General features: G+C 59.9%; 13 protein-coding genes. 5 read left to right on the forward strand and 8 right to left on the reverse strand.

Annotation, left to right across the window (positions count from 1 at the left end; all coding sequences use genetic code 11):
- The coding region (locus AACY11_RS14660; RefSeq protein ID WP_339495062.1) for an Ig-like domain-containing protein at window positions 1–5,387 on the forward strand (5,387 nt) is incomplete at its 5' end.
- Between the two features lie 241 nt (window positions 5,388–5,628).
- On the opposite strand, the gene AACY11_RS14665 is transcribed toward AACY11_RS14660, so the two are convergent.
- From AACY11_RS14665 to AACY11_RS14685, 5 genes are all read right to left on the reverse strand, one after another.
- Window positions 5,629–5,988: a DUF6124 family protein gene (locus tag AACY11_RS14665; protein WP_339432668.1), complete on the reverse strand. Its 360-nt coding sequence runs from the start codon at window positions 5,986–5,988 to the stop codon at window positions 5,629–5,631.
- A 337-nt stretch (window positions 5,989–6,325) separates the two neighbouring features.
- Complete coding sequence (ptuB, locus tag AACY11_RS14670) at window positions 6,326–6,973, reverse strand: retron Ec78 anti-phage system effector HNH endonuclease PtuB (RefSeq protein ID WP_339432667.1); 648 nt, start codon at window positions 6,971–6,973, stop codon at window positions 6,326–6,328.
- 13 nt (window positions 6,974–6,986) lie between these two features.
- Window positions 6,987–8,390: an AAA family ATPase gene (locus AACY11_RS14675; RefSeq protein WP_339432666.1), complete on the reverse strand. Its 1,404-nt coding sequence runs from the start codon at window positions 8,388–8,390 to the stop codon at window positions 6,987–6,989.
- Between the two features lie 124 nt (window positions 8,391–8,514).
- Window positions 8,515–8,910 (reverse strand): YbaN family protein, encoded by a 396-nt coding sequence (locus AACY11_RS14680; RefSeq protein WP_339432665.1) that lies wholly within the window; start codon window positions 8,908–8,910, stop codon window positions 8,515–8,517.
- A 10-nt stretch (window positions 8,911–8,920) separates the two neighbouring features.
- A complete protein-coding gene (locus AACY11_RS14685) occupies window positions 8,921–9,508 on the reverse strand; it encodes a YecA family protein (protein WP_339495064.1) in 588 nt (195 codons plus the stop codon).
- Window positions 9,509–9,774: 266 nt separating this feature from the next.
- Between AACY11_RS14685 and recQ the strand changes: the two genes are divergently transcribed.
- The 3 genes from recQ to AACY11_RS14700 all read left to right on the forward strand — a co-directional run bounded on the left by recQ (window position 9,775) and on the right by AACY11_RS14700 (window position 14,364).
- Window positions 9,775–11,904 carry a DNA helicase RecQ gene (gene recQ / locus AACY11_RS14690; RefSeq protein WP_339432663.1) on the forward strand — a complete coding sequence of 710 codons (2,130 nt, stop codon included), beginning with the start codon at window positions 9,775–9,777 and terminating at the stop codon, window positions 11,902–11,904.
- Window positions 11,905–12,038: 134 nt separating this feature from the next.
- Window positions 12,039–12,473, forward strand: a complete 435-nt coding sequence (locus tag AACY11_RS14695) for a MarR family transcriptional regulator (RefSeq protein ID WP_007962151.1) — start codon at window positions 12,039–12,041, stop codon at window positions 12,471–12,473.
- Window positions 12,474–12,600: 127 nt separating this feature from the next.
- Window positions 12,601–14,364: a FimV/HubP family polar landmark protein gene (locus AACY11_RS14700; RefSeq protein ID WP_339495065.1), complete on the forward strand. Its 1,764-nt coding sequence runs from the start codon at window positions 12,601–12,603 to the stop codon at window positions 14,362–14,364.
- Between the two features lie 147 nt (window positions 14,365–14,511).
- Here the strand turns inward: AACY11_RS14700 and AACY11_RS14705 are convergent, their stop codons facing one another.
- Window positions 14,512–16,713, reverse strand: coding sequence for a patatin-like phospholipase family protein (locus AACY11_RS14705; protein ID WP_339432661.1), 2,202 nt, complete (start codon window positions 16,711–16,713; stop codon window positions 14,512–14,514).
- Window positions 16,714–16,783: 70 nt separating this feature from the next.
- Here AACY11_RS14705 and AACY11_RS14710 point away from each other — a divergent pair, with 70 nt between their 5' ends.
- Complete coding sequence (locus AACY11_RS14710; protein WP_339495067.1) at window positions 16,784–17,071, forward strand: SelT/SelW/SelH family protein; 288 nt, start codon at window positions 16,784–16,786, stop codon at window positions 17,069–17,071.
- On the opposite strand, the gene AACY11_RS14715 is transcribed toward AACY11_RS14710, so the two are convergent.
- Both AACY11_RS14715 and AACY11_RS14720 read right to left on the reverse strand, forming a co-directional pair.
- Window positions 17,065–17,958: a DMT family transporter gene (locus AACY11_RS14715; protein ID WP_339432659.1), complete on the reverse strand. Its 894-nt coding sequence runs from the start codon at window positions 17,956–17,958 to the stop codon at window positions 17,065–17,067. The two genes, AACY11_RS14710 and AACY11_RS14715, sit on opposite strands and share 7 nt — an antisense overlap.
- 72 nt (window positions 17,959–18,030) lie before the next feature.
- Window positions 18,031–18,795 carry an AraC family transcriptional regulator gene (locus AACY11_RS14720; protein WP_339464112.1) on the reverse strand — a complete coding sequence of 255 codons (765 nt, stop codon included), beginning with the start codon at window positions 18,793–18,795 and terminating at the stop codon, window positions 18,031–18,033.
- Window positions 18,796–18,815: the final 20 nt, after the last annotated feature.

The following is an 18,815-nucleotide window of genomic DNA, read 5'->3' on the forward strand; positions in this document are numbered from 1 at the left end:
CCACGGCTTCGGAAACCCAACTGACCCTGACCGGCAACGTCCTGACCAACGACGTGCAAGGCGCCGACCGTGTACCCACCGGGCCGGTGACGGCCGGTACATTCACCGGCACCTACGGCACGTTGGTCCTCAACGCCAACGGCACTTACACCTACACGCTGAACACCAGCGATGCGGATTTCAAAGCGCTGCACGGCGGCGGCAACGGCACCGAAACCTTCGCCTACACCATCACCGATTCGGACGGTGACACCAGCACCGCGAATCTGGTTTTGCAGATCCACAACAATGACGACCCGGTGATCATCAACGGCCTCGACGTCTATGGCGGTGAACTCACCGTTTACGAGAAAAACCTCAGCGACGGCACCAGCCCTGACGCGCCAGCGCTGACCCAGAGCGGCACCTTCACCGTCACCGCACTCGACGGTTTGCAAACCCTCACCGTCGGTGGCATCGCCGTGGTGACTGGTGGCGTCGCCGCAGGTTTCCCGCAATCGGTGGTCACGCCGCTCGGCAGCACGCTGACCATCACCGGCTACAACGCGACGACCGGCGTGGTCAGCTACAGCTACACCTTGGTGGATAACGAAACCCATCCCAATGGCAACGGCGCCAACAGCATCACCGAGAACTTCAATGTGGTGGCGACCGACACCGACGGCAGCACTGCCAGCGGCCAGATCAACGTCAACATCATCGATGACTTGCCCAGCGCTCACCCCGATTCGGCGTCGGTGGCGGAGGGCGGCACCGTCAGCGGCAATGTGCTGGACAACGACATTGGTGGCGCCGATGGCCCGGCCGTTACGGGCGCCGTGGTTGGCGTGCGCGCCGGTTCAGATACCTCGACCTCGGCCCTCGGTGGTTTGAACACCCAGATCAACGGCACTTACGGTTACCTGACGCTGGATGCCAACGGCAACGCGGTTTACCACAGCGCGCCCAATGCCGTGAATGGGCCTGGCGCGTTCGATGTGTTCACCTACACCGTGCGTGATTCCGACGGTGATGAAAGCACCACGACCATCACCATCGATGTCTCCAACAGCAAACTGTGTGCGGCCAGCGATACCGACGTCACCGTGTACGAGAAAGCCCTGGACCTGACCAAGGATGGCGCCGACCTGGCCGCCGGTACGGTGACTGGCAGCGATCCGACCAGCACCGGTGAAACCGCGTCTGGCACGTTGGTCGGCTCGGTCACGGGCGCCGTCGGTGCGATCAGCTATGCGCTGGTTGGCAGCGCCATCGGCAGCTACGGACAGATCGTGCTCAACCCCAACGGCACCTACACCTACACCCTGACATCGCCGGCAACCACCACGCCGCATGCCGACGACGGTGCCAACACCCTGACCGAAAGCTTTACCTATCAGGCCACCGATTCGCTGGGCAACATCGTCACCAGCACCATCGTCGTCAGCATCGTCGATGACGTGCCCAAAGCGATGAACGACAGCAACGCGAACACCGCATCGGAAACCCAATTGACGCTGACCGGCAACGTATTGACCAACGATGTGCAAGGGGCGGACGTGGTAGCGACCGGGCCGAATGCCGGGCCGATCACGCCCGCCACCATCGTCGGCACTTACGGCACCTTGGTGCTCAACGCCAACGGCACTTACACCTACACCCTGGACACCAATGATGCCGATTTCAAAAACCTGCACGGCGGCGGCAACGGCACCGAAACGTTCACCTACACGCTGACCGATGCAGACGGTGACACCAGCACCGCCAACCTGATGCTGAACATCCACAACAATGATGATCCGGTGGTGCTCAACGGGCTCGATGTCTATGGCGGCGAACTCACCGTCTACGAGAAAAACCTCAGCGACGGCACCAACCCCAACACTGCGGCGCTGACCCAAAGCGGCACCTTCACCGTCACTGCGCTTGATGGTCTGCAAACCCTCACGGTCGGCGGCATCGCCGTGGTCACCAACGGTGTGGCTGCAGGCTTCCCGCAATCGGCCGTCTCGCCCCTGGGCAGCACGTTCACCATCACCGGTTACAACCCGGCGACCGGTGTGGTCAGCTACAGCTACACCTTGGTGGATAACGAAACCCATCCGAGCGGCAACGGTGCCAACAGCCTTACCGAAAACTTCAACGTGGTGGCGACCGACACCGATGGCAGCACCGCCACGGGCCAGATCAACGTCAACATCATCGATGACCTGCCAACTGCCACACCCGACACGGGCTCGGTGGCGGAGGGCGGCACGGTCAACGTCAGCGTGCTGGGCAATGACATCAGCGGGGCCGATGGTGCGGCCACCGTGGTTGGCGTGCGCGCCGGCAGCAACACCGGCACTTCGGCCGTTGGCGGGCTCAACAGCAACATCAACGGCGCCTACGGTTACCTGACCCTGGATGCGGCGGGCAACGCCGTTTACCACAGCAATCCGAACTCGGTCAGCCCACCCGGCGCCACCGACACCTTTACCTACACCATCCGCGACACCGACGGCGACGAAAGCACCACAACCCTCACCATCAACGTTGCCGACAGCAAACTCGTGGCCTCGGTCGATCAGGACGTGACGGTCTTTGAGAAAGCCCTCGACCTGACCCAGGACGGCCAAGACCTGGCCCCGGGTACGGTCACCGGCAGCGATCCGACCAACACCGGCGAAACCGCAACCGGCACGCTGGTCGGCGCGGTGACTGGCGGCAGCGGCGCGCTCACTTACACCTTGGTTGGCAGCGCCACCGGCACCTACGGGCAGATCCAGCTCAATGCCAACGGCACCTACACCTACACGCTGACGTCGGCACCGAAAACCTCACCGAACGCCAACGACGGGGCCAACACCCTGAGCGAAAGTTTCACCTACAAAGCCACTGACGCGCTGGGCAACAGCACCACCAGCACCATCGTGGTCAACATCGTCGATGACGTGCCCAAAGCCGTGGCGTCGGATCGCTCGGTGGCGGCGGTGGAGATCGATTCCAACATCCTCATCGTGCTCGACATCTCCGGCAGCATGGCCGACGCCTCCGGTGTGCCGGGCCTGTCGCGGCTGGACCTGGCCAAGCAAGCGATCAGCGCCTTGCTCGACAAATACAATGACCTCGGTGATGTGAAAGTCCAACTCGTGACCTTCAGCAGCAGCGCCACTGACCGCACCACGGTGTGGGTTGATGTAGCGACGGCCAAGACGCTCCTGGCGGGCCTCAGCGCCGGTGGCGGCACCAACTACGACGCCGCCGTGGCGACCATGCAAACGGCGTTCAACACCGCAGGCAAACTCACCGGGGCGCAGAACGTCGGCTACTTCTTCTCCGACGGCAAACCCACCAACGGTCAGGACATCGGCACGGCTGACGAGACCACACTCAAGGCTTTCCTTGATGCCAACAACATCAAGAACTACGCGATCGGCCTGGGCAGTGGCGTGAGCAACGCCAACCTCGATCCGCTGGCCTATGACGGCATCAGCCACACCAACACCAATGCGGTAGTGGTCACTGATCTCAATCAACTCAACTCGGTGCTGTCCGGCACCGTCGAAGGCGCGCCGGTTACCGGTTCGTTACTGGGTGAGGGCGGCAGCTTCGGCGCCGATGGCGGTTTCATCAAATCCATCGTGGTCGACGGCACCACGTACACCTACGACCCCAAAGCCCTCAGCGGCCAGGGGTCACTGACTGCCACTGGTGGCGTCAACCACGGCACCTTCAACACCGTGAACAACACGCTGAGCATCGCCACCAACAACAGCGGCACGCTGGTGATCAACCTCGACACCGGCGACTACACCTACACCTCGCAGAAAACCACCACCACTGTGATCACCGAGAACATCGGCTTCACCCTCAGCGATAACGACGGCGACCTCGCCAGCTCAACGTTGACCGTGAAAGTGATCCCCAACGCGCCTCCGGTGGCGGCGGACGATCACGTCATCACCAACGTGCTGTCGAGCAACATCGTGGTGCCGGGCGAACTGCTACTGGCCAACGACACCGATCCGAACGGCGACACCCTCAATGCCACACCGACCACCTTCAACACCGGTTGGGTCGCCAAGGGCGCGGACTTCACCGGCACGGGGGCGATCACCTTCAATGGCACCAGCAACAGCGCCGCCAACCAGAACCTGGCCGACGTGCGCAACTCGTTCGCGGCCAACACCGCCGCGATGACCGCTGTACTGGTGGTCAGCGGCTACCTCGGCGCGGTGACCAACGCCAATGCCAACGATGAAGACCTGATCACCGTCAAACTGAAACAGGGCGAGACCCTTAATCTGGATCACAACCTGGCGGCCGGGCACATCACCATGGAGTACTCGCTCAATGGCGGCGCGTTCGTGACCATCGCCGACGGCGGCACCATCACCGCCAGCGCCGATGGCACCTACCAGATCCACATCACCAACATCACCAACACCAGCGGTGGCAACACCAACGCCGCGGAAAACTACCAACTGACCATGACGGTCAACTACGCCGGGGCCCACGACCTCACCCCGGACTACCACGGCACCTACACCGCCAACGACAACCACGGCGGCAGCGACACCGCCGCCGTGACCATCAGCTATCAGGATGGCCACACCCTCACCGGTACATCGGGCGATGACATTCTGGTGGCCGGCACCGGCAACAACATCCTCAACGCGGGCGACGGCAACGACGTGCTCACCGCCGGTTCCGGCAACAACGAACTGCATGGCGGCGCGGGCAATGACTTGCTCTACAGCGGCCCGGGCAACGACCTGCTCGACGGCGGAACTGGCATCGACACCGCCAGCTACGCCCATGCCACCGCCGGGGTCACGGTCAACCTCGGACTGCTCGGTGCGCAAAACACCGTCGGTGCCGGCACGGACACGCTGGCCGGCATCGAAAACCTCGTCGGTTCGAACTTCAACGACACCCTGACCGGCGACAACAATAACAACGTGATCAACGGCGGCCTGGGTAACGACATCCTCAACGGTGGTGGCGGCGATGACCTGCTGATCGGCGGCATGGGCAACAACACCATGACCGGTGGCGCAGGGGCCGACACCTTCCAGTGGCTCAAGGGCAACAGCGGCCACGACCTGATCACCGACTTCACCCCCGGCACCGACAAGCTCGACCTGTCGCAACTGCTGCAAGGCGAAAACGGCACCACCGCGTCGCTGGACGATTACCTGCACTTCACCGTCACCGGCAGCGGCGCCTCGGTACTCACCACCATCGACGTCAGCGCCCTGGCCGGCGCCACGCCGAACCAGACGATTGATCTGGCCGGCGTCAACCTCGCCAGCCACTACGGCGTGACACCGGGCGCGGGTGGGATGATTGCCAGCGGGCACGACACCGCGACGATCATCAGCGGGATGCTGAATGATCATTCGTTGAAGGTGGATACGGTGTGATCGGCATTTGATAAAAGCCCTGAAACGACAAAACCCGCCGCCCCGGTTGAACGGGGCGGCGGGTTTTTTCTGGCAGCAGCGATGTATCGCCTGTGAGTCGGCCTTCGCGGGCAAGCCCGCTCGCACAGTGATTTGTGTGGTGCACCAGTTTTGCGAACGACTCGAAACCTGTAGGAGGGGGCTTGCTCCCGAAGGCGTCAGCCACCACAACACATCAATAAAGGCTTGTCACTGATGCCTGCTACTGCGGCAGCTCCAGATTATCCAGCACCCGATTCACCGCCAGCTCCCCGAGCATGATCAATTGCGCAATGCCCAGCACTGTTCTGCGTTGCGGCGCGGGCAACAGGCGGGCGAAGTCATGTGCGATGGTCTTGGCCGAAGCGAGTGTTTCGCAGGCATCGAGCAGCAATTCCTCGTTTTTGGTGTCGGCAGTCGCGGCATACATCCCGCGGTTTTTACGGGGCGGCGGCGTGGATCCAGGCGGGCAGAGGTAATGATCGAGGGCGCGGTCGGCGGCTTTGTTGAGCTTTTTCGAGTCGAGGGATTCGTAGGGGGAGGTGGCGTCGGTTTCGGGTGGGTTGGGTGTGGGTTTGATCATGGTCAAGCTCCTTGATGAATGGAGCTGCCAACGTTCGCGGTCAAACAAACAGGGTGGCAGCTGTACGCGGGTTGACCGACCGGACATCAAGGATTCCGGCACACCCGAAGGTGTCCCACGCACAGCCACCGCGACATGATTTCAGGCAATGCCTGAACACGTGCAGGACGCTGCTGCGCCTTGATGTTGGGCGGACGGTCAAATCCGATCACCGATTCGTCAGCGACCGCGCCACAATAGAACCCGCCCCCAAGGCGCACAAGCCGGCGGATTCTGGCGTAGCTGTAGGCAAAGGCGCAAGGATTCGTAGCCTGGAAGGCGTGTCTGGAGGTGTCTCTCAAACAGTCCGAGATTTCGACAGGGTGTGTCGTATGGCTGTAGAGAATGGCAAATGGGCGATGCTCTGAATCTCGTCTTGCAGAAACTCCTGAAGATCGTTTGGCGACAGTTCTTCGGCTATCGCCATCAGATCCTCAACCGTTTTCTGGTGAGGGCGAATTGCCTCTCGTCTCATGGCGCGCAAGGCCCCGTTTTGCGCGTCCAGATTGAATATGCGCAGCGTCTCGACGGCGCGCGTCAGTGCCCGGTCATCCAGATTAACGAGTGGGCTGATTGTGCCGTCACTGATAAAAAGCAAAAAACCGTCCGGATCATCCTCGTCAGGTTTAAGCAAGTTTTTGTGATCGTAGGGTGGGCAATTGTCTTTGAATTTTCCGCAGGCCTCTTCCCGACAACATGAATTGAAGAGGTTGGTCCATTCGAATGTACCTTGGGCATATCCGTGCCTTTGTCGAAAGTGCTCGATATGCGAATGTCCTATCGTGCTGATATCCGCTTCACAGTAGGCGCAACGAGTATCTTGCATAGCTTGAAGACACTGGCGGATCTGCTCTTTGTCTGCATGTGTCACATCAGCCCATTTATTTATTCCATGCCTATAACGAGCAAGACAGTTTGGAACCGTACCTCGAATCAGTTTTCGCATCCGCCCGACTTCCTTATTTTTTTTGTGTCAGTTGTTTGCGTTTGAATGTTTCGAGGCGAATCAACCGATCACAATCAAGCATGTCCGGATGCTGGGTACCAAAATGCAAGTTCAGGTATTCGCGTAGCACCAAACCTTGTTGTGATTTATGCAGATCTTGCTGAATCAGCGCCATGTACTCGCTTAATTTGCGAGAAGGCTCATTGTCAGGTGTGGGGTCAATGCCCATCACGTATGCCAAGACTTGTGAACTGGCGACCCCTTGAGTCTGTTGATCGACATTGCTGATTTTTACTTGCAGCAATTTGTCTTCAGTTACGGTGTGCAGGACACGGATACACTTTGCCCTCACCGAGGTGATTACTTGCGGGCTATGTGTCGTGACGATGAACTGAATATTTGGAAAGGCACCGAGCAGATCAGGTATGACCGTTTGTTGCCACGCAGGATGAAGGTGCATGTCGACCTCATCGATCAATATCACACCCGTGCATTGGCGAGGCGCGGTAATACCCAAGTGAGGATTTAGCTTTATACAGCGATAGGCGATATCTGCCGCCAAGGCAACGATGTTGCGGATACCATCGCTGAGTTGGCTGACTTTCAGCGTCCCATGAATTGGATGTTCAAGTACGAGATCGGAAAACTCACTACTGTAAGCCAGATTTCTCCAGCCAGTTTGAGTCGCGAGGACAGCATTTACTGCATTCTGGACAGCCAGTATCGGATGCGCGAACTCATCCTTGACATCAATACTCAGATGTCCGCGTTCAATGTTGCGAATTTGCTCATCGCGGTAACTGCGGAAAATTCGCGTGTACCACTTAGCGAAGTGCTTATAACTGGATGCCGGATCCAGACAATCGCGGTAGGCGTACGTCCTGGAAAATTCGGCGTTTTCCGCCTTCTCGAATGCAGCGGTCAGCTTTTTCTGACTCCAGAGCCGACCGGTGCCGTAGTAGGCCAGAACGGGTAAATCGAATGGAGGCTGGTCCGAAACTGCGCGGTTGAAAATCTGTACCTCTAGGGCTTCGGCTGCTGCCTCAAGCTTGTTGGCAGCGTCATCACCGCGGGTCTGTGTGCCTTTACGAATGCTTTCACGGCGCCGAGTCCACTCCCAGTTTTGTCCATGCAGAGTTGCTTGAGCAGACAGTCGAGCAGGAAGAGATGGTTCCATTTGATGCGCTTTTAGGGGGCGCAAAAAAACGTCTTCCGGATGAATTCCGGTGATGTCATTGGTAGTGCTGCCGAGGTCAAACCCGCGAACGTAAGGCCACAACGCCACCTTGATAGCATCCAACAGACTTGTCTTGCCTTGACCGTTGCGCGCGACCAACAAAGTCAGCTGAGTATCGAGTTCAAGTGTCAGCAATGGGAAACAACGGTAGTTTTCCAGCTCCAGCCTGATCAGTTTCACAGACTTTCCTCCATGTAGACCGATGCCAGGCTGCGGCAGTGGTGGTGTGTCCAAGGATCAGATTTGGCGCAAATTCTACTGTGATTGGAAACAGGTGCATACCTGTCCTCTATCCAGTAGTGCATCAAGGTTTGCGCAGTGTTTTCTGCCGCAAAATATAAACCGTCACCAACACCGCGCTCGTCAACATGAACCCACGCGCCCACGGCAACGGCACCAGGTAGCAGGAAAACAGAATGCTCGCCCACATCAGCCCGATCGCGTAGACCTTGCCTTTGAGCGGAATGCCGTTGCCATCGAGGTAATCGCGGATCCACGGCCCGAGCCGCGGATGCTCGACCAGCCAGCGATAAAAACGCGGAGAGCTGCGCGCGAAGCAGGCCGCGGCGAGCAGAAGGAAAGGGGTGGTGGGCAGGACGGGCAGGAAAATCCCGATCACCCCCAATGCCACGCTGAGCCAGCCGATGGCCAGCAGGAAGTAGCGCAACATCAGGGGGCGGTTGCCTATGGGGTTGTCCATAGGCCGGATCTTAGTGGTGACGTGGCTTGAGGATCGCCGGTTTCTCGTCGGGCGCCTGGCACAGCAGGTACAGCGCGGTCAGGGCTTCCGGGATCTGCACGATCATGTCGTCCATCAGGTTGGCGTCCTTGGCGATGTCTTCGAACTCTGGCTGTTCGTCGAACAGGCCCGAACCGACCATGATCGGCAGGAGCATTTCGCTGACTTCTTCTTCGGCGGTTTCGAACCAGGCCGCTTCACGCAGGAACACGCCTTCCATGAAGCCAATGCACCAGCCGCGCAGTTCGGAGTCGTCCGGCTCTTCGCCCAGATCCAGTTCACATGGCAGCTCGAACTCTTCGTCGGACGCCAGTTGACGGGCGATGTGGGCCTTGAGGCCGATCAGCGTGGCTTCGATCTCTTCGCGCTGGGCGTCGCTGCTGTAATGCGGCTCTTCGGCGAACAGGGCGTCGATCCATTCACGCTCCGGCACTTCCTCCGAACAAATCGACAGGGCGGTCAGGTAACCGTGGGCGGCCACGTAATCCAGCGCCTCGTCATGCAGTTCGTCGGCGTCGAGGAATACTTGCAGGCGGGTCAGTTGCTCAGCGAAGGACATTACGGGGCTACCTTGGGGGAATAAACAATGCGGGAATTCTAGGCCTTCTTGCGCGCTCAAGCCAGCCACAAGGCAGATTTGCCCTAATTGGTGGAGTCTTATCAGCGGCGCCCTGTGCGAGGGAGTGCTCGGGTATACTGCCGCGTTTTGCGATCCCTGTCCGTATTGCGGCCGTCATGCAACGAGCCCTTACGTTTTGTTTAAGCAGCCCTGGCTGTCTTGAACCAGCCTGCGCAGGGATGTTTCGGTAGATTTTTGGAGTTTTTATGCTCGAACAGGCTCAACGCGTCCTCAAGGACATCTTCGGCTACGACAGTTTCCGTGGCCGTCAGGGTGCAATCATTGAGCGCGTGGCCAGCGGCGGTGATGCGCTGGTGCTGATGCCTACCGGTGGCGGCAAGTCCTTGTGCTTCCAGGTGCCCGCGCTGTTGCGCGATGGCCTGGCGGTGGTGGTCTCGCCGCTGATCGCCTTGATGGACGATCAGGTCGCCACCCTTGACGAACTGGGTGTGGCCGCCGCTGCGTTGAACTCCACCTTGAGCGCCGAGCAACAGCGCGATCTGGCGGCGCGGATCAAGCGCGGCGAAGTGAAGATGTTGTACCTGGCGCCCGAGCGTCTGGTGCAGCCGCGCATGTTGTCGTTCTTGCAAGGCTTGAATATTGCCCTGTTCGCCATCGACGAAGCGCACTGCGTATCGCAATGGGGCCACGACTTCCGCCCGGAATACCTGCAGCTGGGTCAATTGGCCGAGATGTTCCCCGACGTACCGCGCATCGCCCTGACGGCCACTGCCGACAAGCGTACCCGCGAAGAGATCGTCACGCGTCTGCATCTGCAGAACGCCGAGCGCTTCCTGTCGAGCTTCGACCGCCCGAACATCTTTTACCGCATTGTGCCCAAAGAGCAGCCGCGCAAGCAGTTGCTGGCGTTCCTGGCCGAACGGCGCAGCGATGCCGGCATCGTCTATTGCCTGTCGCGCAAGAAGGTCGAGGAGGTCGCGGCGTTTTTGAGCGAGCAGGGCTTCCCGGCGCTGCCGTATCACGCCGGTCTACCCAATGATCTGCGTGCCTTCAACCAGAAGCGCTTCCTCAATGAGGAGGGGTTGATCATGGTCGCCACGGTGGCGTTCGGCATGGGTATCGACAAGCCCAACGTGCGCTTCGTCGCCCACCTCGATCTACCGAAGTCCCTTGAGGCGTACTACCAGGAAACCGGTCGCGGCGGCCGTGATGGTCTGCCGGCGGATGCGTGGATGGCCTACGGTCTGCAAGACGTGGTGATGCTCAAGCAGATGCTGCAGAACTCCGAAGGCGATGAGCGCCACAAGCGTCTTGAGCAGCACAAACTCGACGCAATGCTCTCGCTTTGCGAAGAAACCCGCTGCCGGCGTCAGACACTGCTGGCGTATTTCGATGAAGACATGCCGCAGCCTTGCGGTCACTGCGACAACTGTGTCGACGGTGTGCAGACCTGGGATGCCACTGAACCTGCACGTCAGGCGTTGTCGGCAATTTTTCGCACAGGTCAGCGTTATGGCGTGGGGCATCTGGTCGATGTGTTGCTGGGCAAGGACAACGAAAAAATCCGTAGCTTCGGCCATCAGCATCTGTCGGTGTACGGCGTCGGCAAGGCGCTGAGCGAAAGTGAGTGGCGCTCGTTGTTCCGGCAATTGGTGGCGCGTGGTCTGGCCGATGTCGACCACGAAGGCTATGGCGGTCTGCGTCTGAACGACAGTTGCCGACCGCTGCTCAAGGGCGAAGTCACCCTGGAGCTGCGCCGCGACCTGAAACCGCAAGTCACCGCCAAAACCGTCAGCAAGAGCCCTGCCAGCCAACTGGTGCGCGGCGAAGAGCGCGAACAGTGGGAAGCCCTGCGCGCCCTGCGGCGCAAACTGGCCGAAGAGCATGGTGTGCCGCCGTACGTCATTTTCCCCGACTCGACACTGTTGGAAATGCTGCGCAGCCAACCCACTTCGCTGGCGGAAATGGCCCGGGTCAGTGGCGTCGGTGCACGCAAGCTGGAACGTTATGGCGAGGCCTTCCTCGAGGTGCTCGGCGGCGAGGTCGAGGCGCCGAAAGCGGTGGCCGACGTGCGCCACGAACTGATCACTCTGGCCCGCGCCGGCATGACGCCGATGCAGATTGCCGGTCAGTTGCAGTGCTCGGAAAAGAACGTGTACGCCATGCTGGCCGAGGCCATTGGCAAGCAACAGTTGTCGCTGGAGCAGGCGCTGGACTTGCCCGAAGATCTGATGGGCGAAGTGCAGGATGCGTTCCTTGACGGCGAGGGCGAGTTGCCGTCGGTCGCCGAGATCGCCGAGTTGTTTGCCGGTCGCGTACCGGAAGGCGTCCTTTACTGCGTGCGGGCTGCGCTGCAATCTGAGTTTGAAATGTAAGACGGCGATTACGCCAAGCGCCATACAGTTGTAACGATTCAGTTCAGAGCGCCACTTGCCTATAGCTGCAGCTCATGCTTAGCTGACTAATAATTAGTTTTTCTCTATTACTTCAGTCTAATCATGAGTGTTTTATGCCGTTAACCGATCAACACCGCTTTGGCATGCAACTGGCCCAGATGTCTCGTGGCTGGCGTGCCGAACTGGACCGCCGGCTGGCGGGCCTCGGTCTGTCTCAGGCGCGCTGGCTGGTGCTGCTGCATCTGGCGCGCTTCGAAGATGCCCCGACCCAACGTGAGCTGGCGCAAAGCGTGGGCGTCGAAGGGCCGACCCTCGCACGCTTGCTCGATAGTCTGGAAAGCCAGGGGCTGGTGCAACGCCAGTCCGTGATGGAAGACCGCCGAGCGAAAAAAATTGTCCTCTGCGCACCAGCCCTGCCGTTGATCGAACAAATCGAAACCATTGCCACCCAACTGCGTCACGAATTGTTCGAAGGCGTCGACGAGGCGGATTTGAAGGTGTGCATGCGCGTGCACGGGCACATTCTGGCCAACCTGGAAAAATCTTGAGGCATAACCTTGTGCCGTTTTTTTGAGAGAACGCGCTGAGCAGACTATAAGAACTACTGGGCAATATCGTGTTCGTACCGGATGTGCGAACGCATAGAAGTCGGTTTTGCTTATTTAAGGGATGCTCATGCTCGCAAGTTGGCACATGGTACTGCGCGTTTGCGCCAAAGGGCTTTTGGTCGCAGGCGTGTTCGGCTATTCGACCTGGTCGCAGGCCTTGGGGCTGGGTGATATCACCGTTCATTCAGCCCTCAATCAGCCGCTCAAGGCGGATATCGCCTTGGTTGATGTCGGCGGTCTGACCCAGAGCGATCTTTCAGTGAGTCTGGCCTCGGCAGACGAATTCGGTCGTGCCGGGGTTGAGCGGGTGTTCTTTCTCAACAACCTCAAGTTCACGCCGATCCTGCATGGCAACCGCCAGATGATCCGTGTGACCTCCAGCAAACCGGTCAATGAGCCGTTTCTGGATTTTCTGGTACAGCTCAATCAGCCCAATGGCCGCTTGCTGCGCGAGTACACGGTGCTGATCGATCCGCCGGGCTCGCCCGGTATTGTCCCGGCCACTGATGAGCCGGATCCGCGCGCGCAATCCTCTGCATTTCCCACTGTCGAACCGGTCACCGCGCCGACGCAGGCAGCCCAGGGCAAGCGCGAAAGTGCGCCTGTGCCAGCAACGGCAACGGTGCCTGTCAACGATGCACTGGCCGAGCAACTGGCGGCGAGCGTGCTGCAGAACCAGCAGTCGCAAAAGACCCTCGACGAATTGAACGCCAGACTGCAAACACAAGATGTGCAAATTGCCGAAGGCAAGAAGCAGATCAGTGATCTGCAAACCCGCATGGCCGAGTTGCAAAAGGCTGCGCCTGCACCTGTCGTGTCCCCGGCTCCGGTTGCAGCACCGGTCGAATCCACAGATGACGGTTTGAACTGGCCATTGCTGGGTGGGCTGCTGCTATTGCTGGGGGCGTTGGCTGTGTTGTTCATCCTGCGTCGAAGACAGCAACAGCAACAGGGCGATGTTGCGCTGCCGCTGGTGCCTCTGGCGCCTTTGAGCCATGAGCCTGTTCAGGACGCACCCGCAAACACCGAACCTTTCAGGGCTCATGTCGGTGCCGAGCATCGTAATGAGCCAGCTGCGGATAATGTGCTGGAGGCGGTGGGCATTTACCTGGCCTATGGCCGACTCGGCGAAGCCGTTGGACTGCTGCGCGACGCTTTGAACAAGGAGCCGGATCGCATTGATCTCGGTTTGCAGTTGCTGGAAGTGCTGGGGCAGCAGGGCGACAGTACCGCGTACGGGCAGCACGAAAGCAATTTGCGCGAGCTAGGCGTGGATACTCGACAGTTGCAGGATGTCCGTGCTCGCTACCCGGCGCTGGAGAGCCCTGCGCCGGCCTCGGCAGCCGACCCGTTGGTTGCCAGCGCCGCGCCCGAATCTGCGGTGCTGGAGGATGATTTCCAGTTGAATCTGGATCAGTTGTCGATGGATTCCAGTTGGGATCTTGAGGACACCCGTTCGGTGCCACCGCAGCCATCAGTTAATGAATCGGCTTTGGGCTCCAGCCTGCAGGTGTTGCCGCAGGATTTCGAGTTGCCAGAGACTGAAACCGCCGAGGAAGCGGAGCTTGAGTGGATCCCCGAGCCGGATGCGCAGCCGCTGGACGATGACTTTCTCGATGAGTTTGGCGATCTGGAACCGTCACTGGAGCCGTTGGATTTGCACATGTCGCAGCCCGTCGAGGCCGCCAGTGCCGGGAAACTCGAACAGGCGCAGACCTGCATCGATGACGGTGACATTGACAGTGCGATCGCGTTGCTCAGCGATTTGCTCAAGGACGGGGATGAACCGTTGAAACAAACGGCCCGGACGTTGTTGGCGGGGATTCGTTGATCTGAGGCCAAGTGTGTTGACGGGGGTAATTGTTTTGACGCCTTCGCGAGCAAGCCCGCTTCCCACATTGGGCTCGTGTTCACAAAACCTGTGTGGGAGCGGCTTGTTCGCCAATTCGGTCCTTCAGGCGCCATCAATCGTTGAGAATCAGAACGTCTGCCCCAGATTCAAATACACCGCCTGCTCATTCGCATCATTCAATCCATAGCTGAAATTCAACGGTCCCAGCGGCGTATCGAAACCGATGAACACACTTGCCGCATTGATGTAGCCGCTGTCGAATTCGTTGTCGTTGTTCCATGCCCGTCCGCGTTCCAGCGAAGCCCCGGCATACAGCGGGAAGTCCAGCGGCAGATACGAGCGCGGTGTCAACCGGCGGTAGTACACCGCGCGCATCAGACTGACGTTTTGCCCGGAAATCGAGTCTTCGCGGAACCCCGACAGTTGCCGCGCCCCGCCGAGCAGGAAGCTCGACGTCACGACGCTGGTGTCGTCGAGGGTGCGGCCGTAGCGACCTCCGAGAATCAGCGTATCGGGCCCACGACTCATGGCTTTGTCGAGTTTGAATTCCCACTGCCGGTAACGTGTATCCGAGCCCAGGCTTGGTTCGAATTGCAGCAGCGTCAGGCTGACGTCCTTGCCCTCATGGGGGTAGTAAACGTTGTCCAGCGAATCATAGGAATACTTGAGCGAATAAAAGCCCTCATTGAAACTTTCACTCGGCAGGTCCTGATCGCCAATGCGCACGTCGGCCTTGCCCCAGGCCTCGCCGACGCCGAAACGCACTTCACCGTTGTTACCGATCTGTCGACCGACGTTCAAGGCCATGCCGTAGCGCTCGACGCGGTACTGGGCGATCGGATCATTGTCGAGCACCGCATCGACGTTCTGTGCTTCGAACACCACCGAGGGGGCGATGAAGTAGCGCGAGCCGACGTCCAGTGGCTGATAGAACTCGCTGTACAGTTCCTGTTTATCGCCGAACTGCGCGCGGGTCAGCCATTCGGCGCCGAGGCGGTTGATACCGTTGATGCGATAACTGGCACCGAGGTTGAAGGCGCTGTCGCCGCGCATGTCGTCCGACAGGTTCAGGCCGACCCTGAGGTAATCGGTGCCGCTGCGTTTGCCACGGGCGCTGATCACCAAGGTGTGATCCTGGCCCTTGTGTACCACGCGGTATTGCACTTGCTCGAAGTAGTCGAGGCCGTACAGGGTGCCCATGTCCGAATGCAATCGCCCCAGATCCAGAGGCTCGCCGATATGTTGGCGGATGTAGTAGCGGATCACATCGTCGTCGACTTTCGAGTTGTTCTCGACTTTGATCGCGGTGATGATCGGCGTGCGTTGACCCGGCGAGCGTGCGGCGTTGAGTTCGGCGTCCTGCGGTTCGTCGGGTTTGAGCACGGCAAGGCGCGCGTCGAGAATTCTGGTCGCGCGGTAGCCTGCGTCGATCATCTCTTGGGCTTTGCCGAAATCAGTGACGCCAAACGCAGCCAGCGAAGGCTGAATCAGCACATCTGAAGGTTTAAGCACTGCCAGTTGCTCTTCCGAGTTGCGTCGGGTCATCAGGGTGATCGACTGGTTGAGTACGTCGACCACGGTGTTCAGTTGCTTGCGGCTGCGCAGCGGCGTACCGATGTCGACCACGATGGCCACGTCGACCCCCATTTCCCGTGCCACATCGAGCGGGATATTGTCAGTCATGCCGCCGTCCACCAACAGACGACCATCCAGTTCGACCGGTGCGAACACGGCCGGGATCGACATGCTGGCGCGGATCACCTGAGGCAGGTGGCCTTTGCGGAACACTACTTTTTCGCCATTGGCGATGTCGGTGGCCACGGCGCGGAACGGGATCGGCAGTTTGTCGAAGTCGCGGGTATCGCTGGTGTGGGCCAACAGGCTTTCCAGCAGCAGCGACAGATTCTGGCCCTGAATCACGCCCAGGGGCAGACCGAGGCTGCCGTCGTCGCGGAAGCTGAGTTTCTGTTTCACCAGAAAATCGCGGTCATCCTGTTTTCGCCGAAACGGTACATCTTCCCGGGGGGGCGCATCGGAGAGTGCCTGCTGCCAGTCGATCTGCAGCGCGAGTTTTTCCAACTCGTCGATCTTGTAGCCAGAGGCGTACAGCCCGCCGACCACTGCGCCCATGCTGGTGCCGGCAATCGCATCGATCTTGATGCCTTGCTCTTCAAGTGCCTTGAGCACGCCGATGTGCGCGAGACCGCGAGCGGCGCCGCCAGACAGCACCAGGCCGACTTTTGGTCGTGGTGACTCACTGGCATGGACGCTGGCGAGGACGAACAGGGGCAGGAAACCAAGCAGCAGGCAGAACAGCAGACGGCGCATTGTGAGTCTCTGGGCAAGCAATAAAGCCGGCTATTATAGCGGCGCCCTCGTTTCAGGAGTTTCAACGAACATGACTGTCGTAAAAGCAGAAGTTGTCATCACCTATTGCACCCAATGCCAGTGGCTTCTGCGCGCCGCGTGGCTGGCGCAAGAGCTGCTCAGCACCTTCGGTGATGATCTGGGCAAAGTGTCACTGGTGCCGGGCACCAGCGGGGTGTTTCACATCACTTGCGACGGCGTTCAGATCTGGGAGCGCAAGGCGGACGGCGGTTTCCCCGAAGCCAAGGTGCTCAAGCAACGCGTTCGCGATCAGATTGATCCTGACCGCGACCTCGGCCACAACGACCGTACTCAGTGAGAGGCCGCTTCGGCAGCCACGGTTTTTTTGTCGGCATGGCCGGACATGCGAGCAGACACCACGATAGCCACGATGATCAGCGCGCCGCCGATGAGCATGCGTAGCGTCGGGGTTTCATTGAACAGCAGCCAGGCCATGGTGATGCCGTAAACCGGTTCCATCGCAAAGACCACAGCCGCCGTGCGCGCCTTGATCACGGCCAGACTGGCGACGAACAGGCTGTGGGCGACACCGGTGCAGAACACCCCAAGCAGTGCGATCCATAGCCAGTCCAGCGCGCTGACTTCGCTCAGTTGCGGTGCCGCGACCGGCAGCAAACACAGTGCCACCACCACGTTCTGACACAGCGCCGCTTGCACCGCCGGGATACGCCCGGAGCTGGCCCGGTTGGTCAGCGACAGCAGGGAAAACAACAGCCCCGATAGCACCGCCCAAAGCAAACCGGTGGTCGCGCCGCTCGCCAGATCGAACGCTGGGGTCACGAGCACCAAACCAATGCTGACCAGCACCACCAACACTATTTCGTTGGCGCGGATGCGTTCGCGGAAGATCAGTCCCTCAAGAATCACCGTGAATGCCGGAAAACTCGCGAAGCCCAACGTGGCGATCGCAACGCCGGCGACTTTTACCGCGATGAAAAAACTCACCCAGTGCCCGGCCAGCAACACGCCGCCAAGCGCGAGACGGCGCCAGTCGACGGCTTGAAGTTTCTGCCAGCCGCTCTGGCTGGCGAAGCGGGCGAAAAACGCCAAGGCGAGCACGGCGAATGCAGCACGTCCGAAGACGATAACGGCGGGCGATGCGGCGGCGAGCTTGCCGAACACGCCGGTCAGGCCGAACATCAAAGCACCAACATGCAGAGCGCCGAGGGCGGTACGCGGAGTCATTGCAATCCTTGATCCAAACACAAATTCATTGACCTATTGAACCCTGTCTCGGCCAACAAGTCTGTCGGCAAACTAGCGTCTTTTGTTGTAGGACTCGCGCCGCAGTTGGCCAGGAGATGAGCCGAACTCTCGCAGGACGGCGGCCGAGAAAGCACTCTGCGAGCTGTAGCCGACGCGACTGGCGATTTCGCCGATGGGCAGTCCCGTGTCACGCAGCATCTGCACTGCCAGGTGCAGTCGACGACTGCGGATGTAATCCATCGGTGTCTGCCCGCATTCGGCCATGAAGCGTGCATGCAGACGTGCGCTGGACAACCCGGCGACTCGCGCCAGATCGGCGACTTGAAGTGGGTAGGCGGCGTATTGCTCGATGTGCCTGTCCAGGGCTGCATAAGGCAGGCGGCGGGCTGTGAGTTCGGCGGGTTGCGCGTGATTCAGGCTGGCCAGCAGCAACACCGCGCCTTGCTGAGCGATCAGTGGATCGCTGACCGGACTGTTGGCCAGCCAACTGACCAGTTGGCTTTGCCCCGAGTTGAGCGATAACCGCGCAGTCTGGTCGAGCAAACGGCGACTGGTTTCGGCATGTTCGCCCAGCGAATCGGTCAGCCATTGCCCGTCAGGAATGTCCATCACCAGACAACGACTGCCGCCCGGACTGTCGCAGGCGTGATGGGCCCCAGAGGGGACCACCACAAAACTTTGCTGACGCACTTGGCTGCCGCAGCCCTCGACCTCGAAATCCAGCGCGCCGGACAACCCGAAGACCAATTGAGCGTGGTCGTGGCTGTGGACGATCAGGTCGCGGGTGTACTGACGCAGGGTGAGGATCGGACGCATGGCAGGTCTCCGGGCAGGGC

Source organism: Pseudomonas sp. RA_105y_Pfl2_P56 (genome assembly GCF_963970845.1).
Taxonomy (GTDB): domain Bacteria; phylum Pseudomonadota; class Gammaproteobacteria; order Pseudomonadales; family Pseudomonadaceae; genus Aquipseudomonas; species Aquipseudomonas baetica_A.